Raw genomic sequence first — 18,599 nt, 5'->3', positions numbered from 1 at the left:
GCCGCGCGCCAAAAAAGGGAGGTTGCCATGGCGCCATGGCATGATCGCGCAGGCTTTGCGTCTGCGCTCGCACGTCACGCACTCTCCATTCTGATCGCAGCCGTCGCGCTCGCGTCTCCGGTTGCATCGAATGCCGGCGACGTCCCGACCTTCGCGGTCGATGCCTCCTGGCCGAAGCAGCTGCCCAACAACTGGATCCTCGGCCAGGTCGGCGGCATCACGGTCGACTGGCAGGGCCATATCTGGGTGATCCATCGCCCGCGCTCGCTCACCGACGACGAGAAAGGCGCAAGCCTCACTCCTCCGCGCTCGAAATGCTGCGTGTCGGCGCCGCCCGTGCTCGAGTTCGACGCCGACGGCAATCTGCTGCGGTCCTGGGGCGGTCCCGGCCAGGGCTATGAATGGGTCGGCCGCGAGCACGGCATCGAGGTCGACGAGCGCGGCTTCGTCTGGGTCGGCGGCAATGCCGACAACGACAACGCCATTTTGAAGTTCACGCTCGACGGCAAGTTCGTCGCCCAGATCGGCAAGTTCGCCCCGAGCCTCGGCAGCAACGACACGACGCAGCTCGGCAAGCCCGCCGAGACCGCACTCGACAAGGAGGCGAACGAAATCTACGTCGCCGACGGCTACGGCAACCGCCGTGTCATCGTGTTCGATGCGACGACGCTGGCCTACAAGCGACACTGGGGGGCCTACGGCAACAAGCCCGACGACGCCAAGCAGGCGCCCTACGATCCCAAGGCGCAGGTCGCGCAGCAATTCGGCAACCCGGTCCACTGCGTGAAGCTTGCCAATGACGGCCTCGTCTATGTCTGCGACCGCATCAACAACCGTATCCAGGTGTTCAGGAAGGACGGCAGCTTCGTGAAGGAGTTCTTCTTCGAGAAGAACACACTCGGCAACGGCGCGGTGTGGGACGTCGCGATCTGGCCCGATCCGAAGCAGACCTATCTGCTCAGCGCCGATGGCGAGAACAACGAGATCAGGGTCATCAAGCGCGAAGATGGTAGCGTGGTCGGCAGCTTCGGGCACAACGGCCGCAACGCCGGTCAATTCCACTGGGTGCATGCCATGGCGATCGACGCGAGGGGTAACGTCTATACCGCCGAGGTCGATACCGGAAAGCGCATCCAGAAATTCAAGCTGACATCGGACGCGCTCAAATAGCGTCTCAACGCATTTTGCCCAAAAGTTAACCGAAGGATGACGCTACGACGCAGCGTCATCCGGCTTTAGGCGCATTGCCGCCGGCCCTGGGAAAGGCTAGAGCCAATCAGCCGGAACAAGGCTCCGCAAGAGAGCCGTCCGCATATTTGACAAGGGAGGAAACCTTTTATGACGACGACGTTCGCGCGCCGCTCCGCGGCCCTTCTGGCCTGTGCCGCCTTCGGTTTTGCAACATCCGCCTACGCGCAGGACAAGACCGTCAAGATCGGCGTGCTCAACGACATGTCGAGCCTCTATGCCGACATCGGCGGCCCCAACTCCGTGGTTGCGATCAAGATGGCGGTCGAGGATTCCGGCCTGCTCAAGAAGGGCTGGAAGATCGACGTCATCAGCGGCGATCACCAGAACAAGCCCGACGTCGGCGTCAACATCGCCCGGCAGTGGATCGACAACGAGAAGGTCGACGCGATCGCCGACACGCCGAACTCCGGTGTCGCCCTGGCGGTCAGCAACCTTGTCAAGGAAAAGAATGCGGTGCTGCTGAATTCCGGCGCCGCCTCCGCCGACCTCACCGGCAAGGCCTGCACGCCGAACACGATCTCCTACACCTATGACACCTACATGCTGGCCAACGGCACCGGCAAGGCGCTGACCAAGGCCGGCGGCGACAGCTGGTTCTTCCTGACTGCGGATTATGCCTTCGGCCACGCGCTCGAACGCGACACCACGGCGGTCGTGACCGCGAACGGCGGCAAGGTGCTCGGCAGCGTCAAGCATCCGATCAATACCGCGGACTTCTCATCCTTCCTGCTGCAGGCGCAATCCTCCAAGTCCAAGGTGGTAGGCCTTGCCAACGCCGGCGGCGACACCACGAACTCGATCAAGCAGGCGGCCGAATTCGGCATCGTCTCCGCCGGCCAGAAGCTCGCGGCCCTGCTGCTGTTCATCAACGACGTGCATTCGCTGGGCCTCAAGACCGCCCAGGGCCTGACCTTCACCGAATCGTTCTACTGGGACCTGAACGACAAGACCCGCGAATGGTCCAAGCGTTTCTCGGCGCTGGCCAGCAAGAACGCGATGCCCTCGATGACGCAGGCCGGCAACTACGCGATGGTGCTGCACTATCTGAAGGCGATGGACGCACTCGGCGGCAATCCGCATGACGGCGCCAAGGTCGTCGCCAAGATGAAGGAGCTGCCGACCGACGATCCGCTGTTCGGCAACGGTCCGCTGCGCCAGGACGGCCGCCGCCTCATCCCCGCTTACCTGTTCGAGGTGAAGAAGCCCGAGGAGTCGAAGGGGCCGTGGGACTATTACAAGCAGATCGCCACGATCTCGGCGGAAGACGCGGCCAAGCCGCTCAAGGACAGCGACTGCCCGCTGGTAAAGAAGTGACCGCATAGCGGTCATCCCGGGGCGATGCGAAGCATCGAACCCGGGATCTCGCGCGGCATTCTCCACTGCCGTAGGGTGGGCAAAGCGACTTGTCCGCCATAGCTCGAAGAGCGGCGGCGGAAGCGTGCCCACGACTTCTTGCTATCATGAACAGATGGTGGGCACGGCGCGGCGCGCCTTTGCCCACCCTACGATCCTGCCTTCGCCGCCCCCAGCGTCCGCACCGCGATCGCCACGCAGACCACCATCAGCGCTGCCGCGAGCAGGAACGGTGCGCCGGGCAGATGCAGCGGCGCGCCCGCGCTGATGAAATAGGAAAAGGTCAGCGTGAACAGGAACGGGCCGACGAGCTGCGAGACGCTCTGCACGCTCGCGGTCGCGCCCTGGAGCTGGCCCTGCTGCTCGGCCGCGACCAGCCGCGTCATCAATGCCTGCGACGCGGCACCCGAGATGCCCCACAGCGCCAGAATGGGAATCCCGATCCAGGACAGCGGCCCGGTCGGCGCAGCGCCCAGGACGACGAAGCCGAGCGCGCCACAACACAGGCCCAGCAACAGCGCGTTCCGCTCGCCGAGCACGCGCACGATCGGGCCGATCGCAAGCCCCTGCACCACCATGGCGCAGATGCCGACCATCGCCAGCGTCAATCCCACGGTCTTGGAATCCCAACCGTAGCGATAGGTCGCATAGAGCACGAAGGTCGAGGGCAGCACGACATGTGCGACCTGCGCGATGAAATTGACGACGGACAACGCAGCGAGCACTGCATTGGAGCGCAATAGGCGGAGCGCCCCGACCGGACTGGCGCTCCGCCAGCGGAACGGCGCGCGCTTGTCGGGCGCGAGCGATTCCGGCAGGACGAATAGCCCATAGAGCGCATTGGCGAAGCTGAGGGCTGCCGACGCCCAGAACGGCAAGCGCGGATCGATATCGCCGAGCAGGCCGCCGAGCGCTGGCCCAAGAATGAATCCGGCGCCGAACGCCGCGCCAATCCGGCCGAAGACCGCCGCGCGCCGCTCCGGCGGCGTGATGTCGGCGATATAGGCAAAGGCCGTCGAGATGCTGGCCGAGGTGATGCCGGAGATGACGCGGCCGACGAACAACCACACCAGGGACGGCGCCAGCGCCATCAGCACGTAGTCGGCGGCAAGGCCGAAATTCGACAGCAACACCACCGGCCGCCGCCCGAAACGGTCCGACAGCGCGCCGAGCAACGGCGAGAACACGAACTGCATCAGCGCCCAGGCGGTGCCGAACAGGCCGAAGATGCGGGCGGCGTGGGCGGTATCGTTGTCGACGAAGCTCTCGATCAGCTTCGGCAGGATCGGCATGATCACGCCGAGCGCGAGCATGTCCAAGAGGATGGTGACGAAGATGAAGGCGACCGCGCCGCGCCTCGCCGGCACGGCGCCTTGCGCCGTCGCCTCGCCGGCGCCGTCACTCACGACGGGCGCTTGCGCTTGTGCGCAAAGGGATTGGCCTTTTCACGGAGAGTAATGCGCACCGGCGTGCCCGGCAGTTCGAAAGTCTCGCGCATGGAATTGATGAGGTAGCGCAGATAGGACTGCGGCACCGCGTCCGCGCGCGAGCAGAACAGTACAAAGCTCGGCGGGCGCGCCTTGGTCTGCGTGATGTAATTGAGCTTGAGCCGTCGGCCGGACACGGCGGGCGGCGGATTGGCCTGGACAGCCTGCTCGAACCAGCGGTTCAACGCCGAAGTCGACACGCGCCGGTTCCAGAGCGCGTAGGCGTCCTGGATTGCCTGCATCAGCCGATCGATGCCCTCGCCCATCAGGCCCGAGACCGCGACGATCGGCACGCCCTTGATCTGCGGCAGCCAATGGTCGGCATCGCGGCGCAGGCCCGAGATCGCGCCGCCCCCCTTGCTCTCCATCAGGTCCCATTTGTTGACGGCGAGCACGACCGCGCGGCCCTCGCGTTCGATCAGATCGGCGATGCGCAAATCCTGCTCCTCGAAGCGGTTCTGCGAATCCATCATCATCACGACGACTTCGGCAAAACGGACCGCACGCAGGGCGTCGGCGACCGAGAGCTTTTCCAGCTTCTCCTCGATGCGGGAGCGCCGGCGGAGACCGGCGGTATCGAACACGCGAAACTCGCGGCCCTTCCAGTTGATCTCGACCGCGATGGAATCGCGCGTGGTGCCGGCCTCCGGGCTCGTCAGCAGGCGTTCCTCGCCGAGCAGATGGTTGATCAGCGTCGACTTGCCGGCATTGGGCCGGCCGACGATGGCGACCCGGATCGGGCGCGTCGCGGCCTCTTCCTCGGTGAGCGGCTCGTCGTCCTCGGTCTCGTCGTCGTCGCCGGGCTCCGGCATCAGCTTGGCGAGCTCATCGTAGAGCTCTCCCATGCCCTCGCCATGCTCGGCCGAGATCTGGATGGGATCGCCGAGGCCGAGTGCAAAGGATTCCATCGCGCCGGCATCGCCATGCTTGCCTTCGCTCTTGTTGGCGACCAGCAGCACGGGCTTGTTGGCCTTGCGGGCGAAATCGGCGAAGGCGCGGTCGGTGGGGGTGAGGCCGACGCGGGCATCGATGACGAAGAACAGCGCGTCGGCCTGCGCGATCGCGGTCTCGGTCTGCTCCTGCATGCGCGCGGTCAGCGAGCCCTTGGCGCCCTCGTCGAGGCCGGCGGTATCGATGATGGTGAATTCGAGATCGCCGAGCCTCGCCTCACCCTCGCGGCGGTCGCGGGTGACGCCCGGCAGGTCGTCGACGAGCGCGAGCTTCTGTCCGACCAGGCGGTTGAACAGCGTCGATTTGCCGACATTGGGCCGGCCGATAATGGCAATCGTGAAGGACATCGGTCATTCGTGCGCTGCCGGGGCTGCGCCTGTCAATGCAGGTGGAATTATTAGCGCGAGAAGCTGCCGCTCGGCAGCGGCGCCGGGAAGCCGCCCTGCGTCTGCTGCTGCGTGGTCTGGGTCGGTTGCGCCTGCTGGACCGGCTGATCTGGCGGCGGTGCGGTGGTGCGCTTGCGGACGATCTTGTGCTTGGGCGGCGGAGCGGCCGTGGCCGGCGCCGCCTCCGGCTGGGCCTCGCCGTCAACTTCGCCGGCGGGCGCCTCCGCGGGCGCGACGGCTGCGGCGGCCGGCTGCCTTGTCTTCTTTGCGTGGGCTCCCTTCGCCGGCTTGGCCTCGGGCGGCGGCTCGGCGGGCAAAGCCGCGACGGCAGGTGCGTTCGGATCGGGCTGCTGCTGCGCGCCCTTGTACATGTCCTTCGGGACGCCCTGCTCGAGGCCCGGCACGCCCTCCGGGAAGACCGGCTTGCGGTCGCCCGGCAGCTTCTTCTTGGTGTCGAGGAAGTCGAGCATGTCGCTTGGATCGAAGCTGGAGCAGCCGCCCAGGACACCCGTGAAGGCGATCAGGACGGCGGCTGCGATCAAGCGTGGCGTACGGCGCATCTTGTGTGTCTCGTTTACGTCAGAGGGCCCGTCGTCAGCTCTTTTTGCTCAGCTCTTGGCGACGGGCGGAAGCAGGGCCTGGAGCGCCTCGGCGCGCGAGCGCAGGCCGGGCGGCGTTTCGCCGTCCTCGCTAATCGCGTCGAGCCATTTGCGGGCCGCGGTCATGTCGTTGTTGCGCCAGGCCGACAGCGCCAGCATCTCGCGGGCACTGTGGCGGAAGGTCGATTTGGGCGCTGCGGAAGGCTCGAGCCGCTGCTGCATGTCGGCATAGGACGCGCTGTCGAGCAGCAGGCCGGCGGCGCGGACCTTGGCCAGATCCTGCCACTCACCGCCGACGCTGCGGTCGGCAGCGATGTCGTCATACATCTTGGCGGCAGCCTTGGCGTCGCGGGGCGCCGCCTCGGCCGCGGCACGCAGCCGCGCCAGGGTGCGATAGCCCGACGGCGCCTTGGCGGCGAGTTCGGTGAAGGCGGCCTCGGCCTCGGCATGCTTGTCCTGGTCGGACAGCTCGGCGGCCCTCTCGAAGGCGGCGCCGGCCTCGGCGGCCTTCCTGGCCTCCAGATATTGATACCCGCGCCAGCCGCCGACGCCGGCCACAACCAGCACCATCAGGGCGATGAAGTAGATCGAATATCTATCCCACAGCTTCTTGAGCTGTTCGCGACGTACTTCCTCGTCGACTTCGTTAAATAATTCAGACACTTATGCTAATCCCATGCCCATCCGGGTACGCGCGCGGAAGCGTTCGCGTCAGGAATCCCGTCCCCCACGTGGCGGCGAGGTACCCTAACGATATGGCGCTGGCAAGGCAAAGCGAGCCCGATCAAGGCGTTAACCACCCGGGAGAGCCCGGATGGCGCCTGCCCGGCTCAAGCGCCCAGGAGCTCCCGGAGCTGCCGCTTCAGCACCTTGCCGTTGGCATTGCGCGGCAGCGGGTCCGGCGTGATCGCCATGGTCTCGGGAACCTTGTAGTCGGACAGACGCTCGGCGCACCAAGCCCGTAAGTCGCTGTCGGCGACCGGGCTGCGTGTCACCACCACGGCGTGGACACGCTCGCCCAGCACCGGGCAGGCCTTGGCGATGATCGCGCTCTCGATCACCGCGGGATGGCCGGCCAGCACGGATTCGACCTCGGCCGAATAGATCTTCAGGCCGCCGCGATTGATCATGTCCTTCTGCCGGTCGAACACGCGGACGAACCCTTCCGCATCGACCGAGCCGAGATCGCCGGAGTGCCAGAATCCGCTGGTGAAGCTTTCGGCGGTGGCCTTCGGGTTGTTCCAATAGCCCTTGATGACGGAGGCGCTCTGGATCCAGAGCTCGCCGATCTCGCCATGGGGCAGCTCGCGCCCATCCGGATCCATCGCGACGATGCGCGCGCCGGGACACGGCAGGCCGACGCTGTCGATGTGGCTCTCGGTCAACTCGCCCGGCATGATCGTCGAAGGCGACGTCGTCTCGGTCGAACCGTAGCAGTTCATCAGCTTCAGTCCGGGAATCGTCGCCTTGAGCTTCTCGATGGTCGCGACCGGCATCGGCGCGCCGCCGAAGCCGCCGATGCGCCAGCTCGACAGATCGTAGCCGTCGAAATCGGGCTGCAGCAGGCAGAGATTGTACATCGCCGGCACCATCACCGTGTAGGTGACCCGCTCGCGCGCGGCGAGTTTGAGGTAATCGGCGGCCTTGAACTCCGGCATGATGATCAGCGCTCCGCCACAGCGGATCATGGTCGTGATGTTGGCGACGACGCCGGTGACATGGCCGAGAGGTACTGCCGCGATCGAGCGATCCGCCTGCGTCAATTGCAGGCAGGACGCGAACACCATCGAGGAATGGACGATGTTGCAATGGGCCAGCATCGCGCCCTTCGGCTTGCCTGTGGTGCCCGAGGTGTAGAGGATCATCGCCGTGTCCTCTTCGCTCACCTCGACCGGCGCTGGCGCCGGCGGATTGTCGGCGAGCGCGGCGAAGCGCGAGCGAGCCGGATCGTCGTCGACGGCGATGCGATGGATCACATCGGGCACCTCCTGCGCATCGGGCAGCCGCTCTGCGAGCCCTGCTTCGTGGATCAGGATCCTGGCGCCGCAATCGGCGAGGACATAGGCGATCTCCGGCTTCTGCTGGCGCGTGCTGAGCAGCACCGTGACCAGCCCCTCATGCGCGGCGGCAAACAGCAGCAGCGGAAATGCGATGCGGTTGCCGAGCAGGATCGCGACGCGGTCGCCGCGCTGCAGGCCAAGCTTGCGGAAGCCCGCGGCGATCTGCGCTGCCTGCTCCACGGCCTGCCGCCAGCTCAGCCGGACATTGCCTGCGATCAGCGCCTCGCCATCGGCATTGCGGGCGCGGGCTTGCGCGATCATCTCCCACACGCTCGCCGGCCGGTCGCAAAAGGCCGGCACCACCCGATCGCCAAAGCGCGCCTCGAACCGCATCGGCGGGATCTGAGATTGCGACCAGTCCATCGAAGGGCCCTCGGCTTGTTGCTCTTATTGCCTTCCGCGCATGGACATCGGGTTTCGTCTTGTGCTGACCGGCTAGACCCCGATCACGGGAACACCGATCACGACCGGATGGAACGCGAAGGCCAGCGCGAGATAGGCGACGACGCCGACGACGATCGCAATCAGATCATTGCTGACGCCGCCCACCGGGATCGGCGGGCCACCGCTATCGGTGCGATGCTTGAGCGAAATGCGGTCGTATACCGCCCAGCCCAGGAACGAGCCGAACAGGATGATGGAGCCGAGATCGCCGTTGGCGAGCAGATGCGCCGCCGCCCACAGCTTGATGCCGGCCAGCATCGGATGCTTCAGCGTCGCGTAGATGCGGCCGCGCAGGTAAGAGGCGACCACCAGGATGACCGCGGGCAGCATCAGCGCGAGCGTGATGTGCTTCATCGCCTTCGGCGGATACCAGACGTCGATCCAGCCGGAGCTGCGGTAGTGGGCAAAACCCCAGATGATCAACGCGAGCCCCGCGAGCGAGACCACGGCATAGAGAATCTTGTAGGTCCCCTCGCCCAGCCTTGCGATTGCCTGCGCGCGCGCCTCACGTTTGGTGGTGAACACATGGGTCGCAAAAAACAGCGCAAGCCCCAGGATCATGACCAGCAGACCCACGACATCCTCCCCCGTAAAGCAGCCCCCGCCAATGGCGTATCATCGATTGGCCGCGGGTCGCAACTCGCGCGCTACTGAGCGACCTGCCGATTGTCGACATACCGGATCGCGATCGGCCGTCCGGCCAGGGCGCCGGCGAGCCCGCCAGTGAATTTCAGCGGCAGGCAGGCATTCAGCGATGCGTTGATCGCCTTCAGATAGGTCGTGCGGGTGTCGGCGGGGACGCCGGCGGTCGCGAATGTGAGGCGCGGCGGGCCGATCAGGCCTCCGGCCCTGTTGAAGCTGAAACGCACCGACATCTGCATGCCCGCGCGCGCATTGTCCGATGGCGGCGACCAGCAGCTACGCAACTCGGCGAAGAGGTCGCCGATCGTGTCGAGATCGTGATCGGGCTTTTGGTATTTGGCGCGATCGGCCTCTGATGGGACGCTTTGGATGGTGAGCTGGAGATTCTGGCCGTAGGGATAGTCGATCTCGGGAATGCAGGGACCGGGCTCGAGCGGGCTGCAATAGGACGGCGTGCAGGGGCGGCCGTCGAGCACGCTGCAGGGCTCGTGCGCGAACGGGATCGGATTGATCTGCCGCGGCCTCGCGTCGGCAGCGATCGTAGAGATCGCCAATAGGATGAAAACGAGGATGCCGCGCCACATGATGCGAGTTCGCGATGTCACTTCGACAAAAGTGGCATCGTCCATGCACGCGTCAAGCCCGCGCGGGTTCACATGCTCGCGCGCAAGATGAGGCGCCGCCCTACCCCTTCTTCTTGACGTCCTTGACGTTGGTGAACTCGATGCCCTCGGCGCGCTCCTTGGTGTAGCCGAGATAGAATTCGTTCCTCGCCAGATACACGGGATCGCCGTCGACGTCGTCGGCGATGCTGGAGGTATTGGCGGCGATGAAGGTGTCGAGCTTCTTGCGGTCCTCCGAGGAGACCCAGCGCGCGAGCTGGAATTCGCTGACCTCGAATTCGACCGGCAGCGAATACTCCGCCTCCAGCCGCGCCTTCAGCACGTCGAGCTGCAGCGCGCCGACGACACCCACCAGCGCCGGCGCTCCGTCGCGCGGGCGGAACACCTGCACCACGCCCTCTTCCGACATCTGCTGCAGCGCTTCCTTCAGCTTCTTAGCCTTCATCGCGTCGGTGAGACGGACGCGGCGAACGATTTCCGGCGCAAAGCTCGGCACCCCGACGAAGTTGAAATCCTCGCCTTCGGTCAGCGTGTCGCCGATGCGCAGCGTGCCGTGATTGGGAATGCCGACGACGTCGCCAGCGAAGGCTTCATCCGCGACCGAGCGGTCCTGCGCGAAGAAGAATTGCGGGCTCGACAGCGGCATGCTCTTGCCGGTGCGCACCAGCTTGGCCTTCATGCCGCGGCTGAGCTTGCCCGAGCAGAGGCGCGCAAAGGCGATGCGGTCGCGGTGGTTCGGATCCATATTGGCCTGGATCTTGAACACGAAGGCGCTCATGCGCGGATCGGTGGCCTCGACCTTGCGCTGGTCGCTGTCCTGCGCGCGCGGCTCGGGCGCGAACTTGCCGAGGCCTTCCAGGAGGTCGCCGACGCCGAAATTGCGCAGCGCACTGCCGAAATAGACCGGCGTCAGGTGGCCCTCGCGGAACGCGTCGAGCTCGAACGGTTTTGACGCTTCGGTGACGAGCTCGAGCTCGTCCTTGACCGCGGAAACGTCGAGATTGGCGTTGAGCTTGGCGAGCTCGGCGATCTCGATCTGCTGCGCCGCGCCGGTCTTGGCGCCGCCGCCTTCGAGCAGGCGCACGCCGCCATTGACGACGTCGTAGGTGCCGAGGAAGTCGCGGCCGCGTCCGACCGGCCAAGTCATCGGCGTGGTGTCGAGCGCCAGCGTCTTCTCGATCTCGTCGAGCAGCTCGAACACGTCGCGGCTCTCGCGATCCATCTTGTTGATGAAGGTGATGATCGGGATATCCCGAAGACGACACACCTCGAACAGCTTTCGGGTGCGCGCCTCGATGCCCTTGGCGGCGTCGATCACCATCACGGCGGAATCGACCGCCGTGAGGGTGCGATACGTATCTTCCGAAAAGTCCTCGTGGCCCGGCGTGTCCAGGAGGTTGAACACGAGGCGCTCGAACTCGAAGGTCATCACCGAGGTCACGACCGAGATGCCGCGCTCGCGCTCGATCTTCATCCAGTCCGATCGCGTGTTGCGCCGCTCGCCCTTGGCCTTGACCTGGCCGGCGAGATTGATGGCGCCGCCGAACAGCAGCAGCTTTTCGGTCAGCGTGGTCTTGCCGGCGTCGGGATGGGAGATGATCGCAAACGTGCGCCGCCGCGCCACTTCGGCGGCAAGCGGGGAACGGGCCGGCAATTCGGCTGTGGTGATGGCGATGTCGGACATGGCGGGAGCGTGTGGCAGGGAAAACGGGCCTGATCAAGCCTCATTTGGTGATTGCGGAGCCCCCCGGCCAGCCCCATATCGGCCTTGGCCATACTGGCCTTGGGGGAGGACGGCCTCCCCAGCCCATCAGCACGTTAGCCGCGGGGACGACCCTGCCTTGAATGGAGGGTCGTCATGGCCTGGAGCATCCTGTTCGTCGCGGGCCTTCTCGAGATCACCTGGGCGATCGGCCTGAAATACACCGAGGGCTTTACCAGGCTTGTTCCGTCCGTCGTCACGCTCGTGGCCATGGCCGGCAGCGTCATCCTGCTCGGGCTCGCGCTCAAATCCCTGCCCGTTGGAACCGCCTATGCGGTCTGGACCGGCATCGGCGCGGTCGGCACCGCAACACTGGGCATCATCCTGTTCGGCGAGCCGGCCACGGCCCTCCGTCTTGCCAGCATCGGGCTGATCGTCGCCGGGATCGTCGGGCTGAAGCTCGTTACTTGACGAAGATCTTGACCGCCCACCAGGTCAGCGCCGCCACGATGGCCGAGGCCGGGATCGTGATCACCCAGGCGTAGACGATCGAGCTGGCAACGTTCCAGCGCACCGCCGAGACGCGGCGGGCGGCACCGACGCCGACGATGGCGCCGGTGATGGTGTGCGTGGTGGAGACGGGAACCCCGAGATAGGTTGCCATGAACAAAGTCGCGGCCCCGCCGGTCTCGGCGCAAAAGCCCTGCATCGGGGTCAATTTGGTGATGCGCAGGCCCATGGTGCGGACGATGCGCCAGCCGCCCATCAGGGTGCCCAGCGCCATCGCCGCCTGGCAGGACAGCACCACCCAGAACGGCACCGAGAAGTCGCTGCCCAGATGGCCCTGCGAATAGAGCAGCACCGCGATGATGCCCATGGTCTTCTGCGCATCGTTACCGCCATGGCCGAGCGAATAGAGCGAGGCGGAGGCGAATTGCAGGATACGGAAGGCGCGATCGACCGCGAAAGGCGTCGAGCGCACCGAGGCCCAGGACACGATCGCCACCAGCATCATCGCGAGCAGGAAGCCGATCAGCGGCGACAGCACGATCGCCAGCACCGTCTTGGTCAATCCGCTCCACACCGCAGCCGAGATCCCGGCCTTGGCCATGCCGCCGCCGACGAGCCCGCCGATCAGCGCATGCGACGACGAGGACGGGATGCCGAGCGCCCAGGTCACGAGGTTCCAGACGATGGCGCCGACCAGGGCCGCGAAGATCACCTGGGCATCGACGATCGAGGGATCGATGATGCCGGTGCCGATGGTCTGGGCAACGTGCAGGCCGAACACCATGAAGGCGACGAAATTGAAGAACGCGGCCCAGAATACCGCGAATTGCGGTCGCAGCACGCGGGTCGAGACAATGGTCGCGATCGAATTGGCGGCATCGTGCAGGCCGTTCAGGAAATCGAACAGCAGCGCGACGGCGATCAAGCCGACCAGGACGGGAAGACCCAACGCGGCATCCACAGCGGCCTGTCCTAAACTTGCTCGATGACGATGCTGTTGATCTCGTTCGCAACGTCGTCGAAGCGATCCGCCACCTTCTCGAGGTGGTCGTAGATCTCGACGCCGACGATGAAGTCCATCGCATTGCCGTCGCGATGCTTGAGGAACAGCTCCTTCAAGCCGATGTCGTGGAGATCGTCGACGCGGCCCTCGAGCTTGCCGAGCTCCTCCGTGATCGCGGTCAGCATGGCGACATTCGGGCCGATCGACTGCATCAGCGGCAGCGCGCGGCCGACCAGATTGGCGCATTCGATCAGAAGCCCGCCGATCTCGCGCATGGGCGGCTCGAAGGTGCGGACCTCGAACAGCATCACCGCCTTGGCCGTCTGCTGCATCTGGTCGATGGCGTCGTCCATCGACGTGATCAGGTTCTTGATGTCGCCGCGGTCGAACGGGGTGATGAAGGTGCGGCGCACCGCCGTCAGCACCTCTCGGGTGATGTTGTCGGCATCATTCTCGAACTGGTTGACGCGCTGGCAATAGACCGGCGTCTCCTCGCCCCCGTTCAGCATACCCTGGAGCGCGATGGAGCCCTGGATCACCGTCTGGGCATGCCGGTCGAACAGGTCAAAGAACCGTTCTTCCTTGGGAAGGAAAGCACGAAACCATCGCATCATGGGGGTAGGCTACCGGTTGGAAATGGCCCGGCCCTGTCGGGCCGTCATGAAACTGTCATAGACCATTTTCGATCCGCGCGCGTGTCATCTCACGCCCGCGGAGCCGGATCATCCACCGCTTTCAGGCGGCCGGTAAACCACTTCTGAATCAGCTACTTAGAGAGATCGCCGGAAGTAATGCGCGATTTCGCCGATGACGCCGCGGCGGAAGGTGAGCACGCAGATTACGAAGATCGAGCCCTGGATTACCGTCACCCACTGGCCGAAGCCCGCGAGATATTGCTGCATGGCGATGATCGCGAACGCACCGACCACGGGGCCGAAGATGGTTCCAAGGCCGCCAACCAGCGTCATCAGCACGACCTCGCCCGACATCGACCAATGGACATCGGTGAGCGAGGCGTTCTGCGCCACGAACACCTTCAGCGCACCGGCAAAACCGGCCAGGGTTCCCGACAGCACGAAGGCCAGGAACTTGTACTGGTCGGTCCGGTAGCCGAGCGAAATCGCCCGCGGCTCATTCTCCCGGATCGCCTTCAGCACCTCGCCGAACGGCGAGTTGATGACACGGAAGATCAGCAGGAAGCCGGCGAGGAACCCCACCAGCACGACGTAATAGAGCACCGTCGGCTTGGACAGATCGAACACGCCGAACATGTGTCCCTGTGGGATGCCCTGGATGCCGTCCTCGCCGTGGGTGAACGGGGCCTGGAGGTAGATGAAGTACAGCAGCTGCGACAGCGCCAGCGTGATCATCGAGAAATAGATGCCCTGGCGGCGGATCGAGATGTAGCCGGTGATGAGCGAGAGCACGAAAGCCGCGGCGATGCCGACGAGGATGCCGAGCTCGGGCGGCAGCGCCCACACTTTCAGCGCATGCGCGCAGCAATAGCCGGCGGTACCCAGGAACATGGCGTGGCCGAACGACAACAGGCCGCCATAGCCGATCAGCAGATTGAAGGCGCAGGCGAGCAGCGCAAAGCACAGCGCCTGCATCACGAAGAACGGGTAGACGCCCGTGAATGGCACCGACGCCAGCAGCAGCGCCATCACGACGAAAGCGATCATCTCGTCGCGCATCGCGCGAGGGGTCACCGGCAGCGTGTCGTCCGTCAGGGTTGTCATATCAGGCCGCCCTTCCCGTCAATCCCGTTGGCTTCACCAAGAGCACCAGCACCATCAGCACGAACACGACGGTGTTGGAGGCCTCGGGATAGAAATACTTGGTCAGACCCTCGATCACGCCCAGCGCGAAGCCGGTGATGATGGAGCCCATGATCGAACCCATGCCGCCGATCACGACCACCGCGAACACGACGATGATGAGGTCGGCGCCCATCAGCGGCCGCACCTGGTTGATCGGCGCCGAGAGCACGCCCGCGAGCGCGGCAAGGCCGACGCCGAGACCATAGGTCAGCGTGATCATGCGCGGCACGTTGATGCCGAAGGCGCGCACCAACGTCGGATTTTCGGTGGCGGCGCGCAGGTAAGCGCCGAGCTGGGTCTTCTCGATCAGGAACCAGGTCGCCAGACACACGACCAGCGAGAACACGACCACCCAGCCGCGATAGATCGGCAAGAACATGAAGCCCAGATTCATGCCGCCCTTGAGCTGGTCCGGAATGGCGTAAGGCAGACCGGAGGAGCCGAAATAGTTCTGGAACACGCCCTGCACGATCAGCGCGATGCCGAAGGTCAGGAGCAGGCCGTAGAGATGGTCGAGCCCGGTCAGCCATTGCAGCATGGTCCTTTCCAGGATCATGCCGAAGATGCCGACGATCACGGGTGCGATCAGCAGCGCCCACCAGTAGTTGATGCCGCCGAGGCTCAACAGGAAATAAGCAACGAAGGCGCCCATCATGTAGAGCGCGCCATGGGCGAAATTGATGATGTTGAGCATGCCGAAAATCACGGCAAGCCCGAGACTGAGCAGCGCGTAGAACGAGCCGTTGATCAGTCCCACCAGTAGCTGAGCGTATAGAGCCTGCATCGATCCCGCACCCGGTCCCTTCGGCGTTCCCTGAAAGTCGCCCGCGGGCCTGATGGCCTGCGGGCGGTTATCTTACTTCTTCAAGAGCGCGCACTTGCTCTCGGACAGCGGCGTGAAAGCCTGATCGCCCGGCACCGTGCCGACCAGCTTGTAGAAGTCCCACGGCCCCTTGGATTCGGAGGGCTTCTTCACCTCGAACAGATAGGCGTTGTGGATGGTGCGGCCGTTGGGCTGGATCTCGCCCTTGCCGAACAGATCGTCCTCCGTCGGCATCGACTTCATCTTCTCGACGACCTTGACGCCGTCATGGGGATTGCCGCCGAGCGCTTCCAGCGCCTTGAGATAGTGACGCACGCCCGAATAGACGCCGGCCTGCACCATGGTGGGCGGTGCGTTGTTCTTCATCCTGTCAGCGAAGCGCTTCGAGAACGCCCGGGTCTGGTCGTTCATGTCCCAGTAGAAGGTCTCGGTGAAGTTGAGGCCTTGCGCCGTCTCCAGCCCGATCGCCTTGACGTCGGTGAGGAAGAGCAGCAGCGCCGCGAGCTTCTGGCCGCCCTTGCCGATGCCGAACTCGGCAGCCTGCTTGATCGTGTTGGTGGTGTCGCCGCCGGCATTGGCAAGACCGATGATCTTTGCCTTGGATGACTGCGCCTGGAGCAGGAATGACGAGAAGTCGGGCGTGTTCAGCGGATGCTTGACGCCGCCGACCACCTTGCCGCCGTTGGCGGTGACGACCGCCGTGGTGTCGCGCTCGAGCGCCGCACCAAAGGCATAGTCGGCGGTCAGGAAGAACCAGGTGTCGCCGCCGGCCTTCACCAGCGCCTGGCCGGTGGTGTGGGCCAGCATGTAGGTATCGTAGGTCCAGTGCACGGTGTTGGGGGAGCACTGCGCGTTGCTGAGATCCGAGGTCGCCGCGCCCGAATTGATGTAGACGCCGTTCTTTTCCTTGATGACGTTGTTGACGGCGAGCGCCACGCCGGAATTCGGCACGTCGACGATGATGTCGACCTTGTCGACGTCGAACCACTGCCGCGCGATCGCGGTGCCGATGTCGGGTTTGTTCTGGTGATCGCCGGAGATGATGTCGATCTTCCAGCCCTTCGCCGCCAGGCCGGAATCCTCAACCGCCATCTGTGCGGCAAGCGTCGAGCCGGGACCGCCGAGATCGGCGTAGAGGCCGGACTGATCGGACAGCGCGCCGATCTTGACGGTCTTGTCCTGCGCGGAGGCGACGCCTGTTACGGCGAAGGTGAGCGCGGTGGTCAGCAGCAACGATGCAATCGACTTCGTCTTCATGCAACTTTCCTTTTTGAATTTTCTCGTTGGCAGTTCTAGACACCCAAATAGGTGTGGAGCTTGTCCATGTTGGCGGCAAGCTCCGCATTGGAAAATCCGTCAATGATCTTGCCGTGCTCGACCACGTAGTAGCGGTCGGCGACGGTGGATGCGAAGCGGAAATTCTGCTCGACCAGGAGGATCGTGAACCCCTCCTTCTTGAGCCGCGCGATGGTGTGGCCGATCTGCTGGATGATGACCGGAGCCAGGCCCTCGGTCGGCTCGTCCAGCATCAGGAAGCTCGCGCCGGTGCGCAGGATGCGCGCGATCGCGAGCATCTGCTGCTCGCCACCGGATAGCTTGGTGCCCTGGCTGTTGAGCCGCTCCTTCAGGTTCGGGAACAGATCGAAGATCTGATCGAGCGGCAGCCCGCCTTCGCGGACCACCGGCGGCAGCATCAAATTCTCCCGCACATCGAGACTGGAGAATATGCCCCGCTCTTCCGGGCAGAATGCGATGCCCATGCGCGCGATCTTGTCGGAGGTCGCGCGGATGATCTCCTGGTTGTTGAACTTCACCGAGCCGGTACGCTTGCCGATGATGCCCATGATCGACTTCAGCGTGGTCGTCTTACCGGCGCCGTTACGCCCGAGCAGGGTGACGACCTCGCCCGCGTTCACGTCGAAGTTGATCCCGTGCAGGATGTGAGACTCGCCGTACCAGGCTTCCAGGTTGCGGATTTGAAGGATGTTTCCGCCGGTCGCAGCCTTGGCCGGAGCCTCGGCGATCGCAGTGTCAGGCATGACCGGCTCCCAGATAGGCTTCCTTGACGCGCTCGTCCTTGGTGAGCTCCGAGTAATGGCCCTGCGCGAGCACCTGGCCGCGCGTCAGCACGGTAATGATGTCGGACAGGTTGGCCACGACGCTTAAGTTATGCTCCACCATCAGGATGGTGTATTTCGCCGAGATCCGCTTGATCAGCGCCGCGATCTTGTCGATGTCCTCGTGGCCCATGCCCGCCATCGGCTCGTCCAACAGCATCATCTCCGGGTCGAGCGCGAGCGTGGTTGCGATCTCCAGTGCACGCTTGCGTCCATAGGGCATCTCGACCGCGGGCGTGTTGGCAAACTCGTTCAGGCCGACATCGTTCAACAATTCGCGCGCGCGATCGTTGAAGCGGTTGAGCACCGACTTGGAGCGCCAGAAATCGAACGAAGAGCCGTGCTGGCGCTGAAGCGCGACACGGACGTTCTCCAGCGCCGTGAGATGCGGAAACACCGCCGAAATCTGGAACGAACGGACCAGCCCCATGCGGGCCACGTCGGCCGGCGCCATCGCGGTGATGTCCTGCCCCTTGTAGAGGATTTTTCCTGCGGACGGTTTCAGGAACTTGGTCAGAAGATTGAAGCAGGTCGTCTTGCCGGCCCCGTTCGGGCCGATCAACGCATGAATGCTCCCACGGCGAACCTTGAGCGCAACGTCACGGACGGCGAAGAAGCCCGCGAACTCCTTGGTCAAGCCTTCCGTTTCGAGAATAAACTCATCGGCCAAACAGATTTCCCCCTGCCCGCGCGAGCCGCGTGGCTATCCTTGTTGCTTCGGCTTTCCGGGGGCCTTGGAGCCTATCCTTGGAGCCCATCCGGAACGCCGTCTCCGGGCGCGGAATATGCCGGAGGTGACGGGGGTTAGGCAAGGCGGAAAGCTGAGCA

The 18,599-nt window shown here is 64.6% G+C and carries 18 protein-coding genes; 3 read left to right on the top strand and 15 right to left on the bottom strand.

Going from position 1 to position 18,599, the window contains the following annotated elements; translation table 11 throughout:
* Positions 1-27 precede the first annotated feature (27 nt).
* Positions 28-1,170 carry a hypothetical protein gene (locus XH81_RS35905; RefSeq protein ID WP_028145052.1) on the top strand — a complete coding sequence of 381 codons (1,143 nt, stop codon included), beginning with the start codon at positions 28-30 and terminating at the stop codon, positions 1,168-1,170.
* A 168-nt stretch (positions 1,171-1,338) separates the two neighbouring features.
* Positions 1,339-2,565: an ABC transporter substrate-binding protein gene (locus XH81_RS35900; RefSeq protein WP_028145053.1), complete on the top strand. Its 1,227-nt coding sequence runs from the start codon at positions 1,339-1,341 to the stop codon at positions 2,563-2,565.
* A 188-nt stretch (positions 2,566-2,753) separates the two neighbouring features.
* Here the strand turns inward: XH81_RS35900 and XH81_RS35895 are convergent, their stop codons facing one another.
* From XH81_RS35895 to XH81_RS35860, 8 genes are all read right to left on the bottom strand, one after another.
* Positions 2,754-4,010 carry a TCR/Tet family MFS transporter gene (locus XH81_RS35895; RefSeq protein ID WP_028145054.1) on the bottom strand — a complete coding sequence of 419 codons (1,257 nt, stop codon included), beginning with the start codon at positions 4,008-4,010 and terminating at the stop codon, positions 2,754-2,756.
* The gene (gene der, locus XH81_RS35890; RefSeq protein WP_028145055.1) at positions 4,007-5,389 is read right to left on the bottom strand and encodes a ribosome biogenesis GTPase Der; all 1,383 of its coding nucleotides are present in this window, start codon (positions 5,387-5,389) and stop codon (positions 4,007-4,009) included. Before der ends, XH81_RS35895 begins: the two co-directional genes overlap by 4 nt.
* A gap of 50 nt (positions 5,390-5,439) precedes the next feature.
* A complete protein-coding gene (locus XH81_RS35885) occupies positions 5,440-5,988 on the bottom strand; it encodes a hypothetical protein (RefSeq protein WP_028145056.1) in 549 nt (182 codons plus the stop codon).
* Between the two features lie 48 nt (positions 5,989-6,036).
* The gene (locus tag XH81_RS35880; protein WP_028145057.1) at positions 6,037-6,690 is read right to left on the bottom strand and encodes a tetratricopeptide repeat protein; all 654 of its coding nucleotides are present in this window, start codon (positions 6,688-6,690) and stop codon (positions 6,037-6,039) included.
* 167 nt (positions 6,691-6,857) lie between these two features.
* Positions 6,858-8,450, bottom strand: a complete 1,593-nt coding sequence (locus XH81_RS35875) for a class I adenylate-forming enzyme family protein (protein WP_028145058.1) — start codon at positions 8,448-8,450, stop codon at positions 6,858-6,860.
* 72 nt (positions 8,451-8,522) lie between these two features.
* Positions 8,523-9,107 (bottom strand): NnrU family protein, encoded by a 585-nt coding sequence (locus XH81_RS35870; RefSeq protein WP_028145059.1) that lies wholly within the window; start codon positions 9,105-9,107, stop codon positions 8,523-8,525.
* A 71-nt stretch (positions 9,108-9,178) separates the two neighbouring features.
* Positions 9,179-9,757, bottom strand: coding sequence for a hypothetical protein (locus XH81_RS35865; RefSeq protein WP_028145060.1), 579 nt, complete (start codon positions 9,755-9,757; stop codon positions 9,179-9,181).
* Between the two features lie 100 nt (positions 9,758-9,857).
* The gene (locus tag XH81_RS35860; RefSeq protein WP_028145061.1) at positions 9,858-11,480 is read right to left on the bottom strand and encodes a peptide chain release factor 3; all 1,623 of its coding nucleotides are present in this window, start codon (positions 11,478-11,480) and stop codon (positions 9,858-9,860) included.
* Between the two features lie 174 nt (positions 11,481-11,654).
* On the opposite strand from XH81_RS35860, the gene sugE reads away from it, so the two are divergent.
* On the top strand, positions 11,655-11,969 hold the full coding sequence (sugE, locus tag XH81_RS35855; RefSeq protein WP_028145062.1) for a quaternary ammonium compound efflux SMR transporter SugE: 315 nt from the start codon (positions 11,655-11,657) through the stop codon (positions 11,967-11,969).
* Here sugE and XH81_RS35850 read toward each other — a convergent pair.
* The 7 genes from XH81_RS35850 to XH81_RS35820 all read right to left on the bottom strand — a co-directional run bounded on the left by XH81_RS35850 (position 11,962) and on the right by XH81_RS35820 (position 18,441).
* On the bottom strand, positions 11,962-12,969 hold the full coding sequence (locus XH81_RS35850) for an inorganic phosphate transporter (RefSeq protein WP_028145063.1): 1,008 nt from the start codon (positions 12,967-12,969) through the stop codon (positions 11,962-11,964). The two genes, sugE and XH81_RS35850, sit on opposite strands and share 8 nt — an antisense overlap.
* Before the next feature lie 11 nt (positions 12,970-12,980).
* Positions 12,981-13,625, bottom strand: coding sequence for a DUF47 domain-containing protein (locus tag XH81_RS35845; protein WP_018317614.1), 645 nt, complete (start codon positions 13,623-13,625; stop codon positions 12,981-12,983).
* A 156-nt stretch (positions 13,626-13,781) separates the two neighbouring features.
* Entirely contained in the window at positions 13,782-14,750 is a 969-nt protein-coding gene (locus XH81_RS35840) for a branched-chain amino acid ABC transporter permease (RefSeq protein WP_028145064.1), read from the bottom strand.
* 1 nt (position 14,751) lies between these two features.
* On the bottom strand, positions 14,752-15,615 hold the full coding sequence (locus XH81_RS35835) for a branched-chain amino acid ABC transporter permease (RefSeq protein ID WP_018317616.1): 864 nt from the start codon (positions 15,613-15,615) through the stop codon (positions 14,752-14,754).
* A gap of 72 nt (positions 15,616-15,687) precedes the next feature.
* Complete coding sequence (locus XH81_RS35830) at positions 15,688-16,911, bottom strand: ABC transporter substrate-binding protein (RefSeq protein WP_028145065.1); 1,224 nt, start codon at positions 16,909-16,911, stop codon at positions 15,688-15,690.
* A gap of 35 nt (positions 16,912-16,946) precedes the next feature.
* Positions 16,947-17,693, bottom strand: coding sequence for an ABC transporter ATP-binding protein (locus XH81_RS35825; RefSeq protein ID WP_028145066.1), 747 nt, complete (start codon positions 17,691-17,693; stop codon positions 16,947-16,949).
* On the bottom strand, positions 17,686-18,441 hold the full coding sequence (locus XH81_RS35820; protein WP_018317619.1) for an ABC transporter ATP-binding protein: 756 nt from the start codon (positions 18,439-18,441) through the stop codon (positions 17,686-17,688). Before XH81_RS35820 ends, XH81_RS35825 begins: the two co-directional genes overlap by 8 nt.
* Positions 18,442-18,599 lie beyond the last annotated feature (158 nt).

The sequence above is a fragment of the Bradyrhizobium sp. CCBAU 25360 genome, assembly GCF_028128695.1.
Lineage (GTDB): Bacteria > Pseudomonadota > Alphaproteobacteria > Rhizobiales > Xanthobacteraceae > Bradyrhizobium > Bradyrhizobium ottawaense.
Note: the sequence above shows the minus strand (reverse complement) of the source record. Positions and strands in the feature narration are given on the sequence as shown.

Bases quoted from the DNA above. Each gene is read 5' to 3' on its own strand.
- XH81_RS35835 (WP_018317616.1), bottom strand. From the start codon at position 15,615: ATGCAGGCTCTATACGCTCAGCTACTGGTGGGACTGATCAACGGCTCG.
- XH81_RS35865 (WP_028145060.1), bottom strand. From the start codon at position 9,757: ATGTGGCGCGGCATCCTCGTTTTCATCCTATTGGCGATCTCTACGATC.
- XH81_RS35900 (WP_028145053.1), top strand. From the start codon at position 1,339: ATGACGACGACGTTCGCGCGCCGCTCCGCGGCCCTTCTGGCCTGTGCC.
- XH81_RS35875 (WP_028145058.1), bottom strand. From the start codon at position 8,450: ATGGACTGGTCGCAATCTCAGATCCCGCCGATGCGGTTCGAGGCGCGC.
- XH81_RS35840 (WP_028145064.1), bottom strand. From the start codon at position 14,750: ATGACAACCCTGACGGACGACACGCTGCCGGTGACCCCTCGCGCGATG.
- XH81_RS35830 (WP_028145065.1), bottom strand. From the start codon at position 16,911: ATGAAGACGAAGTCGATTGCATCGTTGCTGCTGACCACCGCGCTCACC.
- sugE (WP_028145062.1), top strand. From the start codon at position 11,655: ATGGCCTGGAGCATCCTGTTCGTCGCGGGCCTTCTCGAGATCACCTGG.
- XH81_RS35860 (WP_028145061.1), bottom strand. From the start codon at position 11,480: ATGTCCGACATCGCCATCACCACAGCCGAATTGCCGGCCCGTTCCCCG.
- XH81_RS35905 (WP_028145052.1), top strand. From the start codon at position 28: ATGGCGCCATGGCATGATCGCGCAGGCTTTGCGTCTGCGCTCGCACGT.
- der (WP_028145055.1), bottom strand. From the start codon at position 5,389: ATGTCCTTCACGATTGCCATTATCGGCCGGCCCAATGTCGGCAAATCG.
- XH81_RS35825 (WP_028145066.1), bottom strand. From the start codon at position 17,693: ATGCCTGACACTGCGATCGCCGAGGCTCCGGCCAAGGCTGCGACCGGC.
- XH81_RS35885 (WP_028145056.1), bottom strand. From the start codon at position 5,988: ATGCGCCGTACGCCACGCTTGATCGCAGCCGCCGTCCTGATCGCCTTC.
- XH81_RS35845 (WP_018317614.1), bottom strand. From the start codon at position 13,625: ATGATGCGATGGTTTCGTGCTTTCCTTCCCAAGGAAGAACGGTTCTTT.